Annotated in this window: 15 protein-coding genes and 3 pseudogenes; 13 read left to right on the forward strand and 5 right to left on the reverse strand. The window is 38.8% G+C overall.

The window, feature by feature from the left end; genetic code table 11:
• The first annotated feature begins 413 nt into the window (after positions 1-413).
• A complete protein-coding gene (locus tag EUBHAL_RS09530; RefSeq protein WP_005348625.1) occupies positions 414-1253 on the forward strand; it encodes a MetQ/NlpA family ABC transporter substrate-binding protein in 840 nt (279 codons plus the stop codon).
• A gap of 417 nt (positions 1254-1670) precedes the next feature.
• Here EUBHAL_RS09530 and EUBHAL_RS09535 read toward each other — a convergent pair.
• The 3 genes and pseudogenes from EUBHAL_RS09535 to EUBHAL_RS09545 form a co-directional block, all read right to left on the reverse strand.
• A pseudogene (locus tag EUBHAL_RS09535) lies at positions 1671-1862 on the reverse strand (manganese catalase family protein); the annotation flags it as partial.
• Positions 1863-1867: 5 nt separating this feature from the next.
• On the reverse strand, positions 1868-2239 hold the full coding sequence (locus EUBHAL_RS09540; RefSeq protein ID WP_242648778.1) for a spore coat protein CotJB: 372 nt from the start codon (positions 2237-2239) through the stop codon (positions 1868-1870).
• Positions 2236-2430 carry a spore coat associated protein CotJA gene (locus EUBHAL_RS09545; protein WP_005348631.1) on the reverse strand — a complete coding sequence of 65 codons (195 nt, stop codon included), beginning with the start codon at positions 2428-2430 and terminating at the stop codon, positions 2236-2238. Before EUBHAL_RS09545 ends, EUBHAL_RS09540 begins: the two co-directional genes overlap by 4 nt.
• A 515-nt stretch (positions 2431-2945) precedes the next feature.
• Here EUBHAL_RS09545 and EUBHAL_RS09550 point away from each other — a divergent pair.
• The 5 genes from EUBHAL_RS09550 to EUBHAL_RS09570 all read left to right on the forward strand — a co-directional run bounded on the left by EUBHAL_RS09550 (position 2946) and on the right by EUBHAL_RS09570 (position 10537).
• The gene (locus EUBHAL_RS09550) at positions 2946-4079 is read left to right on the forward strand and encodes a CobW family GTP-binding protein (protein WP_005348635.1); all 1134 of its coding nucleotides are present in this window, start codon (positions 2946-2948) and stop codon (positions 4077-4079) included.
• A gap of 85 nt (positions 4080-4164) precedes the next feature.
• Entirely contained in the window at positions 4165-5142 is a 978-nt protein-coding gene (locus EUBHAL_RS09555; protein ID WP_005348638.1) for a TIGR03943 family putative permease subunit, read from the forward strand.
• Between the two features lie 266 nt (positions 5143-5408).
• Positions 5409-6365, forward strand: a complete 957-nt coding sequence (locus EUBHAL_RS09560; RefSeq protein ID WP_044922910.1) for a glycosyltransferase family 2 protein — start codon at positions 5409-5411, stop codon at positions 6363-6365.
• 87 nt (positions 6366-6452) lie between these two features.
• Positions 6453-8555 carry a DUF6020 family protein gene (locus EUBHAL_RS09565; protein ID WP_005348647.1) on the forward strand — a complete coding sequence of 701 codons (2103 nt, stop codon included), beginning with the start codon at positions 6453-6455 and terminating at the stop codon, positions 8553-8555.
• A 47-nt stretch (positions 8556-8602) separates the two neighbouring features.
• Entirely contained in the window at positions 8603-10537 is a 1935-nt protein-coding gene (locus EUBHAL_RS09570) for a DUF6020 family protein (protein WP_005348650.1), read from the forward strand.
• 145 nt (positions 10538-10682) lie between these two features.
• Here EUBHAL_RS09570 and EUBHAL_RS09575 read toward each other — a convergent pair whose 3' ends face one another.
• A complete protein-coding gene (locus EUBHAL_RS09575; protein ID WP_005348652.1) occupies positions 10683-11603 on the reverse strand; it encodes a hypothetical protein in 921 nt (306 codons plus the stop codon).
• Between the two features lie 316 nt (positions 11604-11919).
• Between EUBHAL_RS09575 and EUBHAL_RS09580 the strand changes: the two genes are divergently transcribed.
• Positions 11920-13740 (forward strand): diol dehydratase reactivase subunit alpha, encoded by a 1821-nt coding sequence (locus EUBHAL_RS09580; protein WP_022170322.1) that lies wholly within the window; start codon positions 11920-11922, stop codon positions 13738-13740.
• Positions 13741-13921: 181 nt separating this feature from the next.
• Here the strand turns inward: EUBHAL_RS09580 and EUBHAL_RS16875 are convergent.
• Positions 13922-14059 (reverse strand): annotated as a pseudogene (locus EUBHAL_RS16875) (DUF6783 domain-containing protein).
• On the opposite strand from EUBHAL_RS16875, the pseudogene EUBHAL_RS16880 reads away from it, so the two are divergent.
• The 6 genes and pseudogenes from EUBHAL_RS16880 to glgB all read left to right on the forward strand — a co-directional run.
• Positions 14009-14134: pseudogene (locus tag EUBHAL_RS16880) on the forward strand (DUF6783 domain-containing protein); the annotation flags it as partial. The pseudogenes EUBHAL_RS16875 and EUBHAL_RS16880 overlap by 51 nt on opposite strands.
• Before the next feature lie 117 nt (positions 14135-14251).
• Positions 14252-15121 carry a DegV family protein gene (locus EUBHAL_RS09585; RefSeq protein WP_005348658.1) on the forward strand — a complete coding sequence of 290 codons (870 nt, stop codon included), beginning with the start codon at positions 14252-14254 and terminating at the stop codon, positions 15119-15121.
• A 58-nt stretch (positions 15122-15179) separates the two neighbouring features.
• On the forward strand, positions 15180-15824 hold the full coding sequence (locus tag EUBHAL_RS14870; RefSeq protein WP_005348660.1) for an SGNH/GDSL hydrolase family protein: 645 nt from the start codon (positions 15180-15182) through the stop codon (positions 15822-15824).
• Between the two features lie 32 nt (positions 15825-15856).
• Positions 15857-17296, forward strand: a complete 1440-nt coding sequence (locus EUBHAL_RS09595) for an Ig-like domain-containing protein (protein ID WP_044922915.1) — start codon at positions 15857-15859, stop codon at positions 17294-17296.
• 317 nt (positions 17297-17613) lie between these two features.
• Entirely contained in the window at positions 17614-18654 is a 1041-nt protein-coding gene (locus EUBHAL_RS09600) for a branched-chain amino acid aminotransferase (protein ID WP_005348665.1), read from the forward strand.
• Positions 18655-18959: 305 nt separating this feature from the next.
• Positions 18960-20864: a 1,4-alpha-glucan branching protein GlgB gene (gene glgB, locus EUBHAL_RS09605; protein ID WP_044922918.1), complete on the forward strand. Its 1905-nt coding sequence runs from the start codon at positions 18960-18962 to the stop codon at positions 20862-20864.
• Positions 20865-21000 lie beyond the last annotated feature (136 nt).

Consider the following 21000-nt stretch of genomic DNA (forward strand, 5'->3'; position numbering starts at 1 on the left):
GGTGAGAAACAAGCTGGTATCAGTGGTGGGAGTCAATCCCCCAGCTGATATAGCCTTCGGCAGGATTGCAGAGGTGCGCAGTAGAAGTATGTCATGCATTGCATGACGCGCACCTCGCAGCAAGAATGCCGAGGCATTCTTGAATATTTTTCACTGCAAAAGCTTAAAATAGACTTATAGAGTTTCGTAAAAATGGAAAAGTAATTAGATAGAATTCTACAAAACTATCCGAAGTTGATTGCAAATGGTATAAATTATAATTATCGGCTATTTAGAAAATTAAGTGAAAACATTAGTAATTCAATTGTCAAGTGTTTTACGCTTATAAATTGAAAACTTTTCTAAATAGTTATAATAAAGAAAAAAGAGATAGTTTTTGACACTATCAAAAAAGAGAAAGCGAGGAAACAAAAATGAAAAAATTTGGAGCATTTTTATTAGCAGGTGTACTTGCAATCGGAGCTTTAACAGGCTGCGGAAGCACAGACAAGAAAGCAGAAAGTTCAACAGGAAGCACAGATACACAGGTAATCAAAGTTGCTGCTTCTGCTACACCACACGCAGAAATCTTAGAGGAGGCAAAGCCACTCCTTGCCAAAGAAGGATACGACTTACAGGTAACTGTATTTGATGATTATGTACAGCCAAACGAAGTTGTAGACAGCGGAGATTTCGATGCGAACTATTTCCAGCACGTTCCTTATATGGAACAGTTCAACAAAGAAAAAGGAACTAAGTTAGTAGATGCAGGAGACATCCACTACGAACCATTTGGAATTTACCCAGGAACAAAGAAGAGTCTTGACGAAATCGCAGATGGTGATGAAATCGCTGTACCAAACGATACAACAAACGAAGCAAGAGCATTACTTCTTCTTCAGGACAACGGACTTATCAAATTAAAAGATGGTGCCGGACTCACTGCAACAGTAAATGACATTGCAGAAAACCCACACAACATCAAAATCGTTGAGTTAGAAGCAGCACAGGTAGCTCGTGTAACAGGCGAAACAGCATTCGTTGTATTAAACGGTAACTACGCACTTCAGGCAGGATACTCCGTAAAGAAAGATGCACTTGCATACGAAGCATCTGATTCTGAAGCTGCAAAAACATATGTAAACATCATCGCAGTAAAAGAAGACAACGAAGACAGTGATGCAATCAAAGCCTTAGTAAAAGTTCTCAAATCTGATGATATCAAGAAATTCATCGATGAGAAATATGATGGTGCAGTAATTGCGTTTGAATAAATAGGAATTTGCCGCAGGCAAAAGAGACGCCCTCTGTAAGATAAATAAAGCATATTTGTGACTTTAGTCGCTGCAGGTTGAATGCTCGCGTAAAAGCGCTCGCATCCAACCTTTGCTCCGAGGCCACAAATATGCTTTATTTATCTTACAGAGGGCTGTGTTTTGGCTGTGGAGGAAAATTCTATTTATTGCTGGAGGGATTTGAATAGGCTCCAGAAGGATGTGGCTTTCTGTGGAGTTGTTTTTTGAAGGACTGACTCGAATTACTTCTATCTCTCCTGACTTCTTCCCCAAATCTTTCTGCTAATTTGCCCGGGCAGCCAAGAAACAGAAGTCCGAGAATCAAATCACAAATATAGATGATTTGATTCTCAGACTTCGTTTGTCTACTCACCCCGGCAAATTACTATTTGATGCTTCTATACCTACATCGGTGAGCACTCCCATTACCGGTCGGTATGGCATGGCGAAGCGTTGGGAGAGATAACGCATTGCCGCTCCGGTCTCACCATCAGGGCCCCCAAACTGACTGATGATTGCTTTTGCCATAGCAGCATCGGTTCTTTTTATATTAATCGGATATTCCAATCTTTTTTCATAATTCCACATAAATCTTATCCCTCCATTTCCCAAGGCCACGGTTCATTTGCCCATGCCCAGAAGTCAGTACCTTTAGGTACAGTGTCAAGCGTCAGAGGCGAGAAGCGGCTGCTATATTCTTTTAATGCCTGTTTTCTTGCGTTTGTATAATATTCAAAATATTCTAAACCCTCAGCATTTTTAGGATGTGTATCAAGAAACATGGCACAGTCTAATGCAGCAAAGCTTACAAAATCAATATAACATTTTAAATTCTGCTGATTCATGTTACAGTTACAATTTTGGTTTCGGTTATTGTTGCAGGCAGAATTAAAATTGCAGTTCATAGAACGATGCTGACAGGAGTTCATGTTACAGTTTTGAGAAGAATGCATATTCTGCATCATTTCTGGCACCTCCTTCCAGTAAAAGGCAGGTCAAGTTCCTGAAAGATTGTTCCGGCGCAAAGAGCATTTTCAGGTTTATATATATTCTGCCATTTCTGCCATGGAACATAGGCCATAGCAAGCGGCATGGAATCTAATTTTAACACTTCTTTTTCCTGCTTATATGAACAGGAAGAATGATTTTCCATCATGGTGGTGTCTCCTTAAGTTTATATAGTTATATATATGATAAGCAGCCTGAAATGTCCATAAGATCAGACGATTTCAAAGAAAGAAGATAGCCTATATTGTGACTTTCTTCCTGGGTGTCTTTCCTAATGGATTTATTTTATCAAATATAATATTTTATATATAATGTTGCAATGTCACCAGAAAAACTCTTAAAAATTTGACAAGGACATAAATTGACAAATATAGATAGGGGGCGTATTATATAAATAACTGTTTTATTTCAAGATATGTTAGTTCCCCAAAATGACATATTGAAAATCCCCAAAACAGTAAGAGAGTCTTCCGAAGAAGTGATCGCTTTCGGAAGATTTTTTTTATGCAGAAGAAAGTGCACATTACTTGCATTTTTTAAGTCAGGACTGTATAATATAAGATTGATTAACTTAGTTTACTATTTCATCGAGAAGTGAAGTATCAATGAAATAGCAGATGGTAGAATTTCATTTTATTTTTTTATGAAGAAAGGAATGGAACAATGACAAAAATAGATATTATTTCTGGTTTCCTTGGAGCTGGAAAAACGACTTTAATTAAGAAACTTATCGAAGAGGCACTGAAAGGACAGAAAGTTGTTCTTATCGAGAATGAATTTGGCGAAATTGGTATTGACGGTGGATTTTTAAAAGAATCCGGTATTCAGATTAATGAGATGAATTCTGGATGTATTTGCTGTTCTTTAGTTGGTGATTTTAATACAGCATTGAAAGATGTTTTAGAGCAGTATACACCAGACCGCATCATCATCGAGCCTTCAGGAGTTGGCAAGCTTTCTGATGTTATGAAAGCGGTACAGAAGGTTGTAGATGCAGAGGCGAATGTTGTATTAAATAGCCATATCACTGTTGCAGATGCACAGAGAGCAAAAATGTATCTCAAGAACTTTGGTGAGTTCTACCGTAACCAGGTTGAATTTGCCAGTGCAGTAATTTTAAGCCGTTCCCAGAATGTAAAGGAAGATAAGTTAGAGAAGGCAGTAGAATTACTTCGCAGCCTGAATGATAAATGCCCTATCGTGACAACTCCTTGGGAGGAACTTAGCGGAGCACAGATTCTTGAAGTAATGGAAGGGGAAAATGACTTCGCAAAAGAGTTAATGGAAGCAGCACAGGTTTGCCCTGAATGTGGACATCATCATGAACATGGCGAAGAGTGTCATGATCACCATCACGATCATGAGGAGCACGAACATCACCATCACGATCATGACCACGAAGAGCATGAGCATCATCATGAACATGACCATGAAGAGCATGAGCATCACCATGAAGGACACGAGCATCATCATGATCATGACTGCTGTGGACATGATCACCATCATCACCATGCAGATGAAGTATTTACAAGCTGGGGTAAGGAAACTCCTAAGAAATTTACAGAAGAAGGAATTCGTGCAATTCTTGATACCTTATCTAAAGAGGATTCCGATGAGTACGGTATTATCTTAAGAGCAAAAGGTATTGTTCCAGATGAAAACGGTAAATGGATTCACTTTGACCTCGTGCCAGGTGAGGACGAGGTACGTTATGGTTCTGCAGAATACACGGGAAGAATCTGTGTTATCGGTTCTAAACTTAATGAGGACAAACTTGCAGAACTTTTTGGTTTATAGAAAATGTACTTTCGGAGTCTTTCTTGCATTTGCTTTTGTAAGAAGATTCTGAGAGTGTATTTGAAACCACACAGGAGGAAAATTTATGTTAGGTAAGAAAAAGGAGCTGGAGATTCCTGTATATTTATTTATGGGATTCTTAGAAGCCGGAAAGACAACCTTTATTCAGGAAACACTGGAAGAAGATTATTTTAACGACGGAGAAAGAACACTTTTATTTGCCTGTGAAGAGGGAATGGAAGAATACGACGAAGAACTGTTAAAGAGAACAAATACAACTGTTGTTTATGTAGAAGAGCAGGAAGATTTCAATACAGAATTCCTGACAAGCAAGCTTTTACAGTATTATCCAGACCGTGTTATTATAGAATATAATGGTATGTGGACCATTGATCATTTAGTAGAGGCGATGGAGGGAACTCCACTTATGATTTTCCAGACAATCGTAAGTGCCAATGCGGAAACATTTGATCTGTATATGAACAATATGCGTTCTCTTGCTGTAGAAATGTTTAAGATGGCAGAACTTGTTATCATTAACCGTTGTACAAAGGCAACACCAAGAGCAACTTACAGAAGAAGTATCAAAGCTGTTAACCGTCGTGTACAGGTCGTTTTTGATTCTATGGTTCCAGGTGAGGACATGGAGGAAGAAGAGGATGAACTTCCATTTGATATCAGCGGAGATGAAATTCATCTCGAAGATGATGACTACGGTGTATGGTTCATCGATGCGATGGAACGTCCGGAACTTTATGACGGAAAGACTATGGTAATGAAAACAAGAATCTTTAAGGCAATGCGTATGCCGAAGGGAACTTTCGTTCCAGGCCGTCATGCTATGACCTGCTGTGCAGATGATATCCAGTTTATCGGTTATCTTTGTCACACAAATCATGCAAAGTCTTCCACGATTAAATCCCTCAAAAATAAAATGTGGGTAACTCTTACCGCAGAAGTGAAAGTGGAATATAATGAAGAATATCAGGATAAAGGTCCGGTGCTTTATGCAAAACGAATTGAAGCGGCAGAACCACCGGAAGAGGAGTTGGTATATTTCTAATTTGCCGCAGGCAAAGGAGACATTAAGACACCCTCAGTAAATAAAATAATCCCTCTTTGTGCCCTGGGAGCAAGTGTTAAATGCGAGCGCATAGGAACGAGCATTCAACACTCCGCAACGAAAGTCACAAAGAGGGATTATTTTTATTCCCAGTGGGCGTCTCTTTGCCTGCGGCAGCCCAGAATCACACATCTAATTGACGGTATTATGTAAATGAAGTATAATAAATTGAATTATGTAGAATTTTCATGAAAAAGGGGGATAACATGGACAAAATAGCAGTTCTTATTCCTTGCTATAATGAGAGCAAGACAATTGAAAAAGTAATTAAAGATTTCAAAGAAGTATTACCGGATGCTACGATTTATGTATACGATAATAACTCAACAGATGGTACAGACGAGATTGCCAGACGTAACGGGGCAATCGTGCGATATGAATATCAGCAGGGCAAAGGGAATGTAATTCGCCGTATGTTCCGTGATATTGATGCAGAATGTTATATTATGACAGATGGTGATGACACTTATCCGGCTGTGAATGCGCCGGAGATGGTGGACAAGGTTTTAAATAGAAATGTTGATATGGTCGTTGGTGACAGATTATCTTCTACATATTTTCAGGAAAATAAACGTCCATTCCACAATTTCGGTAATTCTTTAGTAAGAAGTTCGATTAATCATCTGTTCCACACAGATATTAAGGATATTATGACAGGCTACAGAGCATTTAGTTATGAGTTTGTAAAGACTTTTCCTGTAATCTCAAGAGGATTTGAGATTGAGACAGAGATGAGTATCCATGCGGCAGATAAAAATATGTTTGTGGAGAATGTCGTTGTTGATTATAAGGACAGACCTGAGGGAAGTGAGAGTAAGTTAAATACATATTCTGATGGTTTTAAAGTTCTTAGAACGATTGCACGTTTATTCCGGACTTATCAGCCGATGAAGTATTTTGGTTCTATCGCAGGAGTATTAGCAGTTTTAGGCGGTGGATTTTCCATACCTGTGTTTAAGGATTATTTTGTAACAGGTTTAGTGAAACGTTTTCCTACGCTTATCGTATGCTGCTTTGTGATTCTGACAGCGATTGTTTCTTTATTCTCCGGGGCGATTCTCAAGACAATTACCTGGAAGAACAGACAGGACTTTGAGATGACCCGTCATCAGGCGAGAAATAAAAAAGAAGAATTATTAAAAGAGGCTAAAGAAGCGGAATAAAAAATAAGGTGTTCTTCCGGAGTCTTTTACATACTTGATTTTGCAAAAAGATTGCGGGAGAGCATTTTAAAGAATTGGGAGTAAAGTATGGATATTCTTATAAAGCCAAAGAAAAACCACTATATTATTTATGCGATTATAATTGCAATTTTTTCTACGGTGGGGATGAATATTTCTTTAATGAATACGAATGCGGATAAGCTTTTAAAAAAGTTTGAATATAGTTCTACATGGAATAACTTTATGGCTGTATTCAGAACAAGTATATCAGGGAAGAACGATGTAAGACTGTTTTATCAGTTAGTAGCTGTCGGGATTACCCTGATGTTTCTTGTTATATTTTCTTATCGTTTTTGTGTTCGGGAAATAGTAAGTTCCGCCGTTATTTCTATTATATTTGGATTTTGTATGTGGTTTGGCACAGTATTTTCTAACAAAGAGTCGTGGAATTATTTTCTTCGGAACAAATATGTGAAGATTTTAGATATTTGGTATATTTTAGCGTATGCATTAGCGATGTTTGGCGCATTGCTTATCATTGGAAAAATTGTGGCTGCATCTGGAAACAAAGCAGAACAAAAAGCAGAAGTAAAAACGAAAGCCAAGACAAAAGACAAAACGGTTCGCAATACAAGGAAAGTATTTTTTATGTGTGCTGCAGTTTTACTTGTTTGCTGGCTGCCGTATTATATCGTATTCTGGCCAGGATTCCAGCACACAGATCTTCCGACACAGATGTTACAGTATTTTCATGTGCCGACCAGATTTCAGGGACATGATATAACGGATGGAGTGAATATTTTATACAGTAATGACCATCCATATTTCCAGACAAAGTTAGTTGGATTATGCATTGAGTTTGGATTTAAGATTCACAATGTAAATGTAGGATATTCTATCTATACATTTATACAAATGATTGCTTTTATAGTAGCATTTAGCAGTATTATAGCAACATTATACCGTTTTGAAGTAAATCATACATTATTAAAAATAAGTCTGGTTTTGTATGCGGTTATTCCAGTATTTCCGTTATATTCTCTTTTGATAGGCGGGGATTCATTCTTCTCAGTATTTTTCTTGTATTATATGCTGGAAATTTTATGGATTTTTGGAACAAAGGGAGCTGTCTTGAAGAATAATAAATTCATACTGGCAATGATTTTAGAAATTTTTCTTATGTCAGCTTCTAAGAACCAGGGAGTGTATGTCGCAGCGGCAATGTTCCTGTTTTGCATCATTTACTTTAGTAAATACCGGGCAAGAATTGCGGTATGCATGGTTGTACCAATTATTCTTTTCCAGTTTGGATATTGTGGAGCATTTTTTAAAGTGGCGAAGATTGCCAGTGTAGGAAAACAGGAAGCATTATCAGTTTGTTTCCAACAGACAGCTCGATATGTAAAATATCATGGAGATGAGGTTACACAGGAAGAAGAAGAGGCAATTAAAAAAGTCTTAAATTATAAGGATATTGGAAATTTATATGATCCGAATCTTTCAGACCCGGTGAAAAAGACTTTTAAAACAGAATCCACTTCAGAAGATTTAAAAAATTATTTTAAAGTGTGGCTTTCGATGGGATTGAAGCATCCGGGAGAGTATATTCAGTCTTTCATAGCGAATACCTATCAGTATTATTATATGGAATTCCGTAATAAAAGAGGATTGTATCTTAAGCCGGAGATTATGGATTTCTACATTAGAAAGCGTCCGTGGGTGCAGAAAAGTGAAGCAATTCAGAAACTGATAAGAAAGCTTCAGGTACATGTGCCAGAAAATTTGAAATCAGTCCGTGAAAAGGGCGTGCTTGCAATGGATACAGTGCGTCGTTTTCCTGTTGTCAGCTGGTTTACAAATCCAGGTGTAATAACATGGATGATGCTTATTGGATTCTTTGCACTTTGGACAAAGAGGAGATACACATCTATACTTGAATTTTTACCTGTATTTTTAATCTTTGGAGTCTGCCTGCTATCGCCGAAGAATGGAAATCTGCGGTACTTATATCCGGCCTGCTGTATGGTTCCGGCACTTCTTGCTGCCGCCTTTGGAAATTTGCGGGAGGAACAAGCAAATGCAATAGAAGACACAAAAGAAGTGTCAAAAAGAAGAAGAGCAGGAAGCAGAAAAAAGCATAGAATAGCAAGAACACTACCAGAGGATAAAAGGCAGAGGGTAAAGGTGTAAAAGAAGGGGAAAGCGTAAAATGAAAAAGGCGTGCAGAAGAATAAAGTATGAAGATACATATTGAGTTAAAAAAGAAGAGATATATTCTCTATGCAGCAATTATTGCGCTACTAGGCGTTGTAGGTGCGAACATATCTATCTTACATACCAATGCAGATAAGATAACCAAACATATAGAGTACAAGTCATTCCTGACACAGCTTATTGCAGTATTCAGAGTCAGTATTACAAATAAAGAGGGGAATGGGATTTTTTATCAGCTAATGGCAGCAGGACTATTTATTCTGTTTTTGATTGTATTTTCTTATAAATATACAGTAAGAGAAGTAATCAGTGCCGCAATATTATCAATTCTTTATGGATTCTGCATGTGGATAGGAACCGTATTTTCTCATAGAGAATCCTGGGACTATTTTCTGCGGAATAAATATGTCATGCTGTTAAATGCATTCTATATGCTTGGAAATGCAATCATTTTATTTGGAATATTGCTTTTGCTATGTCGTGTCATTCTTCGGATATCTGAGACGGATAATCAGACAGAGCATAGTTTAGAGAGAGTATTTCTTACTTGTGTACTGGTACTGTTTGTTTTATGGCTGCCCTATTATATCAGTATGTGGCCTGCGACAATCCATGGTGATTTTTTGATGCAGGTATTACAGCTTTTTCATTATCCTACAATGCTTCAGCACCAGCTTACCTCTGACGGAGTAAATGTATTTTACAGTAACGATCATCCATTTTTACATACGCAGCTCGCAGGGCTTTTTATTAAATTTGGTATAAAAATAAATAATAAGGCGCTGGGATATGGAATGTATACATTTCTTCAGATGACAGCCTATATTGGCGGTATTAGCGCGATCATTACGACTTTATATAAGTTTGGGGCAAATCACAGAATTTTGAAAGCTGCTTTAGGAGCTTATGCGCTATTCCCTGTATTTCCTCTGTATGCAATTATGGTAGGCGGAGACAGTTTTTTTGCTCTGTTTTTCCTGTGGTTTATGGTGGGAATCCTCTGGATTTTTAAAACACAGGGAGATGTTCTAAAGAATATAAAGTTTGACATCTTTTTTGCGGTAATTGTTTTTCTCATGTCGGCATCAAAGAATCAGGGAATCTATATTGCCTTAGTTACTTTAGTTTTCTGTGTGATCTGTCTGAAAAAATACAGAATAAAAATATTAGTGACAATGTTTGTTCCGATATTTATTTTCCAGTTTGCCTATACAGGACTGCTTTTTAAAGCGGCCCGTGTTTCTACAGTAGGAAAGCAGGAAGCCTTATCTGTTTGTTTTCAGCAGACAGCCAGATATGTAAAGTATCATGGGGACGAGGTGACCGGGGAAGAAGAAGCCGCTATTAAAAAAGTTCTTGCTTATAAAAAATTAGCCAAAAAATACCAGCCAGCTTTATCCGATCCGGTAAAAGGTACTTATAAAAGTGAAGTTACATCAACGGATTTAAAGAACTATTTTAAAGTCTGGCTTCAGATGGGACTAAAACATCCAGATGAATACTTCCAGGCATTCTTCGCTAACACTTACGGCTATTATGCTCCACTGTTTAATAGCCGTGGCGGATTGTATCTGGGTCTTAGTACCGTCCGTTTTTACCGTTCCAATAGAAAATGGGCACAGGAAATGATTCCAGAATCTTTTTGTGACAAAGTAGATTTTAAAGAACCTAAAATCTTGTCACCAATACGGGAGAGGATGAAGTTCTTAATGGGAATATCCTACAAAATTCCAATCATTAACTGGTTATATAACCCGGGAGTTATTACATGGCTTATCCTTATCGCATTCTTTGCCTTATGGATAAAAAGAAAATACTTTGACATGGCAGCATTCCTGCCAGTATTCTTAATCGTATGCGTGTGCCTGTTATCACCGCGAAATGATAATCTCCGCTACATCTATCCGGCATGTGTGTTAATACCGGGGATGCTGGCTAATTTGCAGGGGGATAGATAAACAGACGAACCCGCACCAGTTGTAATATGCAAAAATGCTTCGTTTCACTGCCTCCAAACTACTCGACCGTAGTTTGGACTTGCTTAAAGGCGCATTTTTACATATTACAACTGGTGCGGGTTCGTCTGTTTTAGACTCCCCAGAATTACCTCTTGTTTTTAAAAGCCGGATCTGTTGGATCGTAATTCTGGTTGCCAGGAATTTTTCCAGTAGTATCGTTTAAAGTAATCTTTCCGAATGGTCCCTTATTAGAAGAACGGTAAATGCGGATAGGGATACTATAGCGGTTTGTTTTTGCAATGTCATAGATAAGCCTTGCATTACCTGCCTGTACGCGGATACATGCAGTGGTCTGGTTTGTTCCAAGTCCGTTATAAGTACTTGCGATAAGTTTCTTGTTGCTTGTGCCGCGGTACATCTCGGAATGAATCCAGCTGCGTGTTCCCTTTACGAATACTCCCCACTGGTAGTAATGCCAAGGGTTGCTTTTTTTGTAAATGAACCAGGAGCGGGCAGTTCCTTTGGAAAGATAGTGGTTTCCAACATAAGTACTGCGGCCGTCTCTTGCGGTAGAACATACAACAGTTTTGGCTGGAATGTCATATTTGTTTGTTTTTCCATCGTAGAGAAGGAAAGTGATATTGTGAGTTACCAGATTTAATTCGAGTTTCATTCTTTTCTTTTTGTAGCTGGAACCAAATGTTTTGAAAAGATCTTTGGAAAGCCGGCCATTTTTCTTAAAATAATATTTGTATTTTGTTCTGCTGCCGCTGTAGTCGCGGAGATATTTCCAGCCAGTAACAGCCTTTCCTTTTTTCAAGTAGTAGCGGTTACCCTTCCAGTTTTTCCATCCAGTATATTTGGTGAAAACACCACGTTTATAATACTTATTATCTGAGATACCGGTAAATAAAACGCCGTTCTTACGGAGCTTTCCATCATTTGTGGTTGTAGTCTGTGTTGTTGCTGCCTGCACATTTATTCCCTTTTGTGAGGAAAAACCTACGCCAAAAGTCATAATAAATATGAGGGAAAAGATAGTAAGTTGTCTTATAAATTTTTTCATGATTCCTCCTGTATTTTTATTTAATAAACTTGCACACTAAATCTTAATCGCTTATAAGTCAAATGTCAAGAAAAGAAAGAAGTAAGCAAAATATTACCAATAGAAAGTTGGAATATCATAAATTGTTGTAAATATTACATAATAATATCAAGAAAGTCGTAATGGTTGTGTTTGACCCTCTTTTTGGCCAGTGATATAATTTATACATAATATTGTGTGATTTTACAAGTGCACGATAGCTGAATTATAAAAAGACCGCCTGAGGAATATATCCGGTAATCCAGAGATGATTTGGGTGGAAGAAAGGATGGGAGATATGAAGTATGTAGCGGGTGTAGATATAGGTAACGCTACCACAGAAGTCGCTCTTGCAAAGATTGACGGGCAGGACATTGAGTTTTTGACCAGTGGTATTGGACCTACAACCGGAATCAAAGGAACTTTGCAGAATATCAGCGGGGTTTTCATGTCTTTAAAGAATGCTCTTGAGAAGGCAGGCATGGATTACAGTGATTTGGCAGAGATTCGTATTAATGAGGCTGCGCCAGTTATCGGTGATGTAGCGATGGAGACGATTTCTGAGACTGTTATTACAGAGTCAACAGTAATTGGTCATAATCCAAGTACACCGGGAGGAACAGGAATCGGAGTTGGAACTTCTGTCCTTGTAACAGAGCTTTCTAAGATTCGTGAGGCAAAGGATGTTATCGTAATTGTTCCAAATAAAGTTAGATTTGCGCAGGCAGCAGCTCTTATGAATCAGGCAAAGGAGAATATACATATTACAGGTGCGATCGTGCAGGCAGATGATGGTGTTTTACTGAACAATCGTCTTGATAAAAAGATTCCAATTATTGATGAAGTTGCCATGATTGAAAAAGTTCCTTTGGGAATGACCTGTGCGATTGAAGTAGCAGAGCAGGGAACTGTATTATCAACTCTTTCTAATCCATATGGAATCGCAACAGTGTTTGATTTGAGTTCTGAAGAGACAAAGCGCGTGGTACCGATTGCGCGTTCTTTGATTGGTGCACGTTCCGGAGTAGTGATTAAAACACCTACAGGTGATGTACAGGAAAGAAGCATCAAAGCGGGAACAATCAATATCATCGGTCTTAAAAAGGAAGTTGATGTTGACGTTGACGAAGGTGCAGATAAGATTATGGAAGCCATTTCTTCTATTCAGGAGATTGACGATATTCAGGGTGAGACAGGCACGAATGTTGGTAACATGTTGAATAAGGTTCGCCGTGTTATGGCTGGTCTTACGAATAAGAGTCCACAGGATATTAAGATTCAGGATTTACTTGCAGTAGATACTTTTAATCCACAGAAGGTTGTTGGTGGTATTGCTGATGAATTTGCATTAGAGAATGCGGTTGGAATCGCTGCAATGGTTAAGTCTGACCGCCTTCAGATGGAGATGATCGCACAGGTGCTTACTGAGAAGTTAAGAGTTCCTGTATATGTTGGCGGAGTAGAAGCAGACATGGCTATCAAGGGCGCATTGACAACTCCTGGTACAAGCGTTCCATTAGCTATCGTTGATATGGGGGCTGGTTCTACTGATGCTTCTATTATCAACCGAGAAGGTAAGGTTAAGCTGATTCATCTGGCAGGTGCCGGAAATATGGTTTCTCTCTTAATTCAGTCTGAACTTGGTTTAGATGACTTTGAACTCGCAGAAGATGTTAAAAAGTATACACTGGCTAAGGTAGAGAGTTTATTCCATATCCGTCATGAGAATGGAACTGTACAGTTCTTTGATAAACCGTTAGATCCATCCATTTTTGCAAAAGTTGTTCTTGTAAAAGAGAATGATGAGCTTGTACCGTTAGACGGTGTGGAATCTTTAGAAAAGGTTAAAGCAGTTCGTATGGAAGCAAAGAAGAAAGTATTTGTTACCAATGCGATTCGTTCCTTATCAAAGGTAAGTCCTACAGGAAATCCAAGAGATATCCAGTTCGTTGTAATGGTTGGCGGTTCGGCTCTTGATTTTGAGATTCCAAACTTTGTAACAGATGCATTAGCTGATTATGAGATCGTTGCCGGCCGTGGTAATATCCGTGGTTGTGAAGGTCCTCGTAATGCAGTTGCTACAGGTCTTGCTATGGCTTGTGTTGAGCAGGAAAACTAGAATTTGGATTCGAATGTGTTTGAAAAATCATTCCTGCATTTGCGGGTCATAATTTGCAGAAAGCATTCTTGAAAAAGTAATCTACATAATAATCTCACAGGATAAGTGAAAGCAAGTCTTGTGGGATTATTTACATTTTGTCAGAAAATGATTTTTACAAGGAACATATTTGCAGCATATTTCAGTGATATGATGTTCTAGAGCGTGTTTGAAAAATCATTCCAGCAATCTGCACGCCCCAATTTGCGGTATATTTTGCCTTCATTCAGTTGGCGTAGCCCGCTACGCCGCCCTCATTCAGGCGAAATCTTCCACAAATTGTAACGCACATCTTGCAGAAAGCATTTTTCAAACACGCTCTAGAGCGTGCTTGAAAAACGCTCTAGTAACTTGATAGATACAGCAGGAAAAGGCTGCATAAGTTGACAGGATTCTGAAGCTTGTTTATAATAAATCTGTTAAGAATCAATTAAAAATAAAACTATTTATTGAGAGGATTGGAAGATTTTTTATGAGTAAAATACAGATTATCACAGACTCCGCAAGTGACATTTCAAAAGAGATGGAACAGAAATACAATTTAGATGTTATTTCTTATTCCATTGTGATAGGAGATAAGACTTATACAAGCCGTGTAGATTTTGATAATGAGGGATGTTATGAGTTAATGGAGGCAAGCGAGAGTCTTCCTATGACATCACAGATCACAGCATTCCAGTTTATGGAATTATATTATGATTACTATCAGAAAGGCTGTACAGATCTTATTTTTATTTTGATTAATGGAAAAGGTTCTGCAACATATAATAACTCTTTAATGGCGATGGATATGCTTATCGAGGAACATCCAGAATGTGAAGGAAAGATTCACATTTACAGTCATGACGGTGGAAGTTATAGTGCTGGTTACGGACAGCCTGCAGTAATGGCAGCAAAGATGGCCCAGGAAGGCAAGTCCGTAGAAGAAATTAACGCTTATCTGGAAGAAAGCATTGCACGCCGCCGCATTTATTTTGGAATTTACAATCTTAAATATGCTGGAAAGTCCGGACGTATTCCGAGTGCTGCTGCTTTTATCGGTGACAAGATTGGTATTAAGCCAATCATGAAAATCTGGGATCACGAGATTACTACTGCTGGTAAATGCAGAGGAGAGAAGAAGGTCGTATCTAAGATTTGCGATATGGCAATTGCAGATATGGAGCCAGGTTCCGAGTATCAGATTGAATATGGTAATGATGAGAAGATAAAGGAAGAGATGGCAGCAAAGATGACAGAGAAGCTTGGATATGGCCCTACAGGTTATTTCCAGATTGGTGCAGAAGTTGCAGCGAATGCAGGTCCAAGAATTGTCGGTGTTGCCTTTGATGCTAAGAAATAATTTTTACAGGGTTAAAGACTTTGTGAAAGTAGAAGGGACGTAATACGGGGGTACATTTATGGAGAAGAGAAGAATATCCATTCTGGGAGATTCTATCAGTACCTTTGCAGGTTATACACCAGAAGAAGCTGTCTTTTATGATTCGTATGTACAGTGGGAGACAGGAGTAAAATCTGTGGAGGATACATGGTGGATGCAGGTAATAAAGGCTTTAGATGGAGAGCTTGGAACGAATCATTCACTGGCTGGAAGTATGGTATCTGGTAATTTATCAACATCGGCGATGTCTTATGAGCGCATAGAGAAGCTGGGAACCAATGGTATACCGGATATTATTCTTATCAGCGCAGGTTGTAATGACTGGGGATTTTGTGTCCTTCCAGAAGAATTTGAGGAAGCGTATCGAACGATGCTTCACAGAATAAAGGAGCAATATCCACATGCGGATATCTATTGTGCGACACTTCCAGAAGGAAAACAGCCGCAGGGGGAGACATTTTTTAATATTGACAGCACGATTTCTAAGAGAGTGTATTCTGATATTATCAGAGAGAATGCCCAAAAAGCGCAAGTATATATTGCGGATCTTGCAAATGTTCAGGAAGAATATGAAACAGTGGATGGAGTGCATCCGAATAAAGCAGGAATGCATACGCTTGCCCGGATGTGGATCAGGGAAATGAAAAAGTTCATTTGTAAATAAGAATGAATGGCAGGGAGGATAGAATTATTTTTATGAAGAAGAAAAATATAGTTTTTGTACTTTGTCTTATTTTTGCACTGGGATTTCTTTTCATGCCACAGGAAGGCAGAAATGCAGAGGCAGCTTCAAGAACACGACTTAGCAGTACCTCTCTTAAGGTTGTTCCAGGAAAGACAGAGAAACTTAAGATTTATGGAAGAAGAGGCCGTAAAGTAGTATGGACGAGTAGCCGGCCCAGAGTTGTCTCGGTAGAGAATGGAAAGCTTACGGCTTTAAAGGGCGGTACATCAACGATCACAGCGAGGGTGGGGTCTCAGAAACTTCATTGTAAAGTACGGGTTGTCGGACTGAATACGACAAAGATTACTCTGGCAAAGGGAGATAAATTTCAGTTAAAGGTGAAGAATGGATACCGAACTACATGGACAAGCAAGAATAAAAAGATTGCAAAGGTCAGTAAGAACGGTGTGATTAAGGCTAAAAAAAGCGGAGTCACAACAATTGTGTGCCGCACAAATGGAAGAAAGTTAAAATGTAAAGTATATGTAGCTTCTTTAAAGTATAGTACGCTTCGCCTAAAAGCAGAAAGTTCCTATCATCTTTCTATAAAACATGCCGGCGATGTTTTAGCATGGACATCTTCAAATCCGTCAGTTGCAGAAGTAGATTCTAATGGAAATATTACAACATTACCGGTTTCAGGAACTTCTGTGCTTACATGTAAGAGTGGAAAAGCGGTTCTTAGCTGTAAATTAACTGTAGTAAGCCCGGATAACATTATTACAAATATGAGCACACTTCCAACAAGCAGTAATCAGGACCGATTTACTGTGGCAGTAAACAGTTATCCAAATGTACGTCATTATACGGTATACAGGCAGTCAGCATCAATAAATGCCAGCAGTTTCAAAAACTATATGCCATATCATGGATGCGCGGCGTGTGCAGCAGCAACAGTATTGACTGGTTTTGGAAAGAATATTACACCGAAACGGGTTACGGATAAGAATGGTTTAGAATATAAAGCATTTGGGAAAAAAATCTGGAAGAAAAATTATAAAAAAGAATTAAAAGATCAGATGCCCGTATCTCTTTACGGTATTAATAAGATTTTAAATAATAACGGTATCCAGACAGAATATGTAAGACGATTTAGCGATGCCGAGGCATGTCAGCAGATTATCAGCCATTTAAAAACAGGTAATCCGGTTGTCATAGAAGCCAAAAAGGGTAAATGGGCGAACAGTTATCATACGATGGTACTTCTTGGCTTAACGGATACAGGGAAAGCAATCATTGCAGATTCAGCAAATAGGACAGGATTTGGTAGTAAGCAGAGAGTGAAGTACGAATCCGTATCTAATCTCATAAAGCACATGTTTGCATGTTCAGTATCCGGCGCGAAGTCTGCGAACTGTTATTTTGGAAGTTCCAGCGGTGGTGGCTATATCCTCGTAAATCCGAATCCATAATGCCGGGGCATTCTTGAATCATTAATATGTATTTGTTAATATGAAGCCTCAATGTAGTTTTCATTCTTTTTTACACTTTTTCTTTGCAAGATATTTTGATAGGAAAAGGTGAAAAAATGCGGAGAAATAAAGAGAAAAAAGCCACTTTTTTGTACAAAATCATGAAATAACAGAAATAACGCAATTTTCTTACATTTCTTTTTGTAATTTCGTGGAAAATTAAAAAATGATGTGTTATAATAACTCCAAAATTTATAACAAGATGAAATGAAGTTTTCTGTAAGATTTATTTCATATTTAGAAGGGAAGTTTTCGTAATGGAAAAGAAAAATATTAACTGGGGCGAGCTGGGCTTTAGCTATCAGCAGACAGAGAAAAGATTTGTAGCTAATTTCAAAGATGGTGCATGGGATGACGGCACTCTTACAGAAGATGCTACAATTACTCTGAACGAGTGTGCCGGTGTATTTCAGTATGCACAGACATGTTTTGAAGGTTTAAAGGCATACACAACAGAGAACGGAGATATCGTTTGTTTCCGTCCTGACTTAAACGCAGCCCGTATGGCAGATTCCTGTAGAAGACTGGAAATGCCAGTATTCCCTGAAGATAAGTTTGTTGAAGCTGTTGTAGAGACAGTAAAAGCTAACGCAGGCTATGTAGCACCTTATGGTTCAGGAGCTACTTTATATATCCGTCCATATATGTTTGGTTCCAATCCTGTTATCGGTGTAAAACCAGCAGATGAATATCAGTTCCGTATCTTCGTAACACCTGTAGGACCATACTTCAAAGGTGGCGCAAAACCTATCACAATCAGAGTTTCAGACTTTGACCGTGCAGCACCTAACGGAACAGGACATATCAAAGCAGGACTTAACTATGCTATGAGCTTACATGCTATCGTAGATGCACATAACCAGGGTTATGATGAGAATATGTATCTTGACCCTGCGACAAGAACAAAGGTTGAAGAGACAGGTGGAGCAAACTTCATTTTCATCACAAAAGATGGCAAGTTTGTAACTCCTAAGTCAGACAGTATCCTTCCATCTATTACACGTCGTTCTTTGATGTACATTGCAGAACATTATCTTGGAATGGAAGTAGAACACAGAGAAGTACGTTTCGATGAAGTAAAAGACTTCGCAGAATGTGGTCTTTGCGGAACAGCAGCCGTAATCTCCCCAGTTGGAAAGATTGTCGACCACGGTAAAGAAATCTGCTTCCCAAGCGGAATGGAAGAGATGGGGCCTGTAACTAAGAAGTTATATGATACACTTACAGGAATCCAGATGGGACATATTGAAGCACCAGAGGGATGGATTAAAACAATCTGTAAACATGGTGAATGCTAATTGCAGGGTTAGATAAAACAGACGAACCCAAGAAATAACATAGTCCATATTTGTGACTTTAGTCGCGGCAGTTTAAATGCTCGCTTTATGCGCTCGCATCTAAACCTTGCTTCGAGGCCACAAATATGGACTATGTTATTTCTTGGGTTCTGTTTTCTTTAAAGCCTGCAGATTAGATTTTGTGAATCTTACAGATACCCACAACTACTATTTAATTCAAACAAAATGATGAAAAAATTACCAGTTTATGATATAATAAACAAAAATATTTTATGAATGATTATGAAAGCGGGAGGACTCTGTTTATGCCAGATACCAGATTTATTACAGAATTTGACCAGTATTTATTTGGTCAGGGGACACATTATGACTTATATAATAAACTTGGCGCGCATCCTATGACAGTTGATGAGGAAGAGGGAGTATATTTTGCTGTGTGGGCACCGAATGCGGCAGCAGTTTCCATTGTTGGTGATTTTAATGAATGGGATGAGAATGCGACACCGATGGAACGTTTAGAACCACTTGGAATTTATCAGATATTTCTTACAGGGATAAAAGTGGGAGATATTTATAAATATTGTGTTACTGCACAGGATGGCAAAAAAACATTAAAAGCAGACCCTTATGGATTTCAGGCAGAACTCCGTCCGAACAATGCTTCTGTTGTGGCAGACATTTCTGATTTTAAGTGGCATGACAGCCGATGGATGAAGAAGAGAGAGAAATTTGATGATAAAAAGAATCCAATGTTTGTATATGAAGTACATCCGGGTTCCTGGAAAAAGCATGAACAGACAGAAGAAGATGAGGATGGATTCTATAATTACAGAGAGATTGCACATGAGCTGGCAGCTTATGTGAAAGATATGGGATATACTCATGTGGAACTGATGGGTATTGCAGAGCATCCATTTGATGGTTCCTGGGGATATCAGGTAACAAATTATTTTGCTCCAACATCCCGTCATGGTTCACCAGAAGACTTCCAGTATTTCATGGACTATATGCATGAACATAATATCGGTGTTATCCTTGACTGGGTGCCAGCACATTTCCCAAGAGATGCTTTCGGATTAGCAGAGTTTGACGGAACCTGCCTCTATGAATACGCAGATCCAAGAAAAGGAGAACATCCAGACTGGGGAACAAAGGTATTTGATTACGGCAAGACAGAAGTGCAGAATTTCCTTATCTGTAACGCGCTTTTCTGGTTAGAACATTATCATGTAGACGGACTTCGTGTAGATGCGGTTGCTTCTATGTTATATCTTGACTACGGACGTGAAGACGGACAGTGGGTTCCAAACATTTACGGCGGTAACGAGAACCTTGAGGCAATTGAATTCTTCAAGCACCTGAATACAATCGTAAAGAAGAGAAATCCAGGAATCGTTATGATCGCAGAAGAATCTACCGCATGGCCAAAAGTAACGGATAAGGCAGAATACGGCGGATTAGACTTCAGCCTTAAGTGGAACATGGGCTGGATGCACGATTTCTTAGAGTACATGAAGCTTGATCCTTACTTTAGAAAATATAACCATACAAAGATGAACTTCGCAATGGTTTATGCATACTCCGAAAACTATATGCTCGTCCTTTCTCACGATGAAGTCGTTCATCTGAAATGCTCTATGATAGAGAAAATGCCAGGCAGCTACGAGGATAAATTCAAAAATCTTATGGCAGGTTATGCGTTCATGACAGGACATCCAGGCAAGAAGCTTCTCTTCATGGGACAGGATTTTGGACAGCATAGAGAGTGGAGTGAAAAGAGAGAACTTGACTGGTTCCTCTTAGATAAAGAGCCGAACCGCCATTTGCAGGCATTTGTAAAAGAATTACTTCATCTTTATAAAAATAATAAATGTCTCTACGAATATGACTGCTATCCAGAAGGCTTCGAATGGATCAATGCCGATGACGGTGACAGAAGTATATTCTCTTTCGTAAGACATTCCGAAAGCGGAAAGAGCAATATGCTCTTCATCATCAACTTCACACCAGTAGAACGTCCAGATTACCGTGTCGGAACAACTTGCCGAAGAAAGCACACACTTGTACTCAGCAGTGATGATAAAAAGTTCGGCGGAACTGGTAAGAGAAGACCAAAAGAATATAAACCAGCGAAGAAAGAGTGTGATGGAAGAAAGTATTCCTTTAGATATAAATTGCCGGCATATGGGGTAGCGGTGTTTAAGTTCTAATTTGCCGCAGGCAAGGGAGACGCCACTGTAAAGAAATCTGTAGCCGGATTGCCAGAAGATTGTTGAGAAGAGCCCCTAAAAAATTTATTGATTTTGTTCCGTTGTGCTAAACGCTCCATTTTGCCCAGTAAAGCAG

This window comes from Anaerobutyricum hallii DSM 3353 (assembly GCF_000173975.1).
GTDB classification, from domain to species: Bacteria; Bacillota; Clostridia; order Lachnospirales; family Lachnospiraceae; genus Anaerobutyricum; species Anaerobutyricum hallii.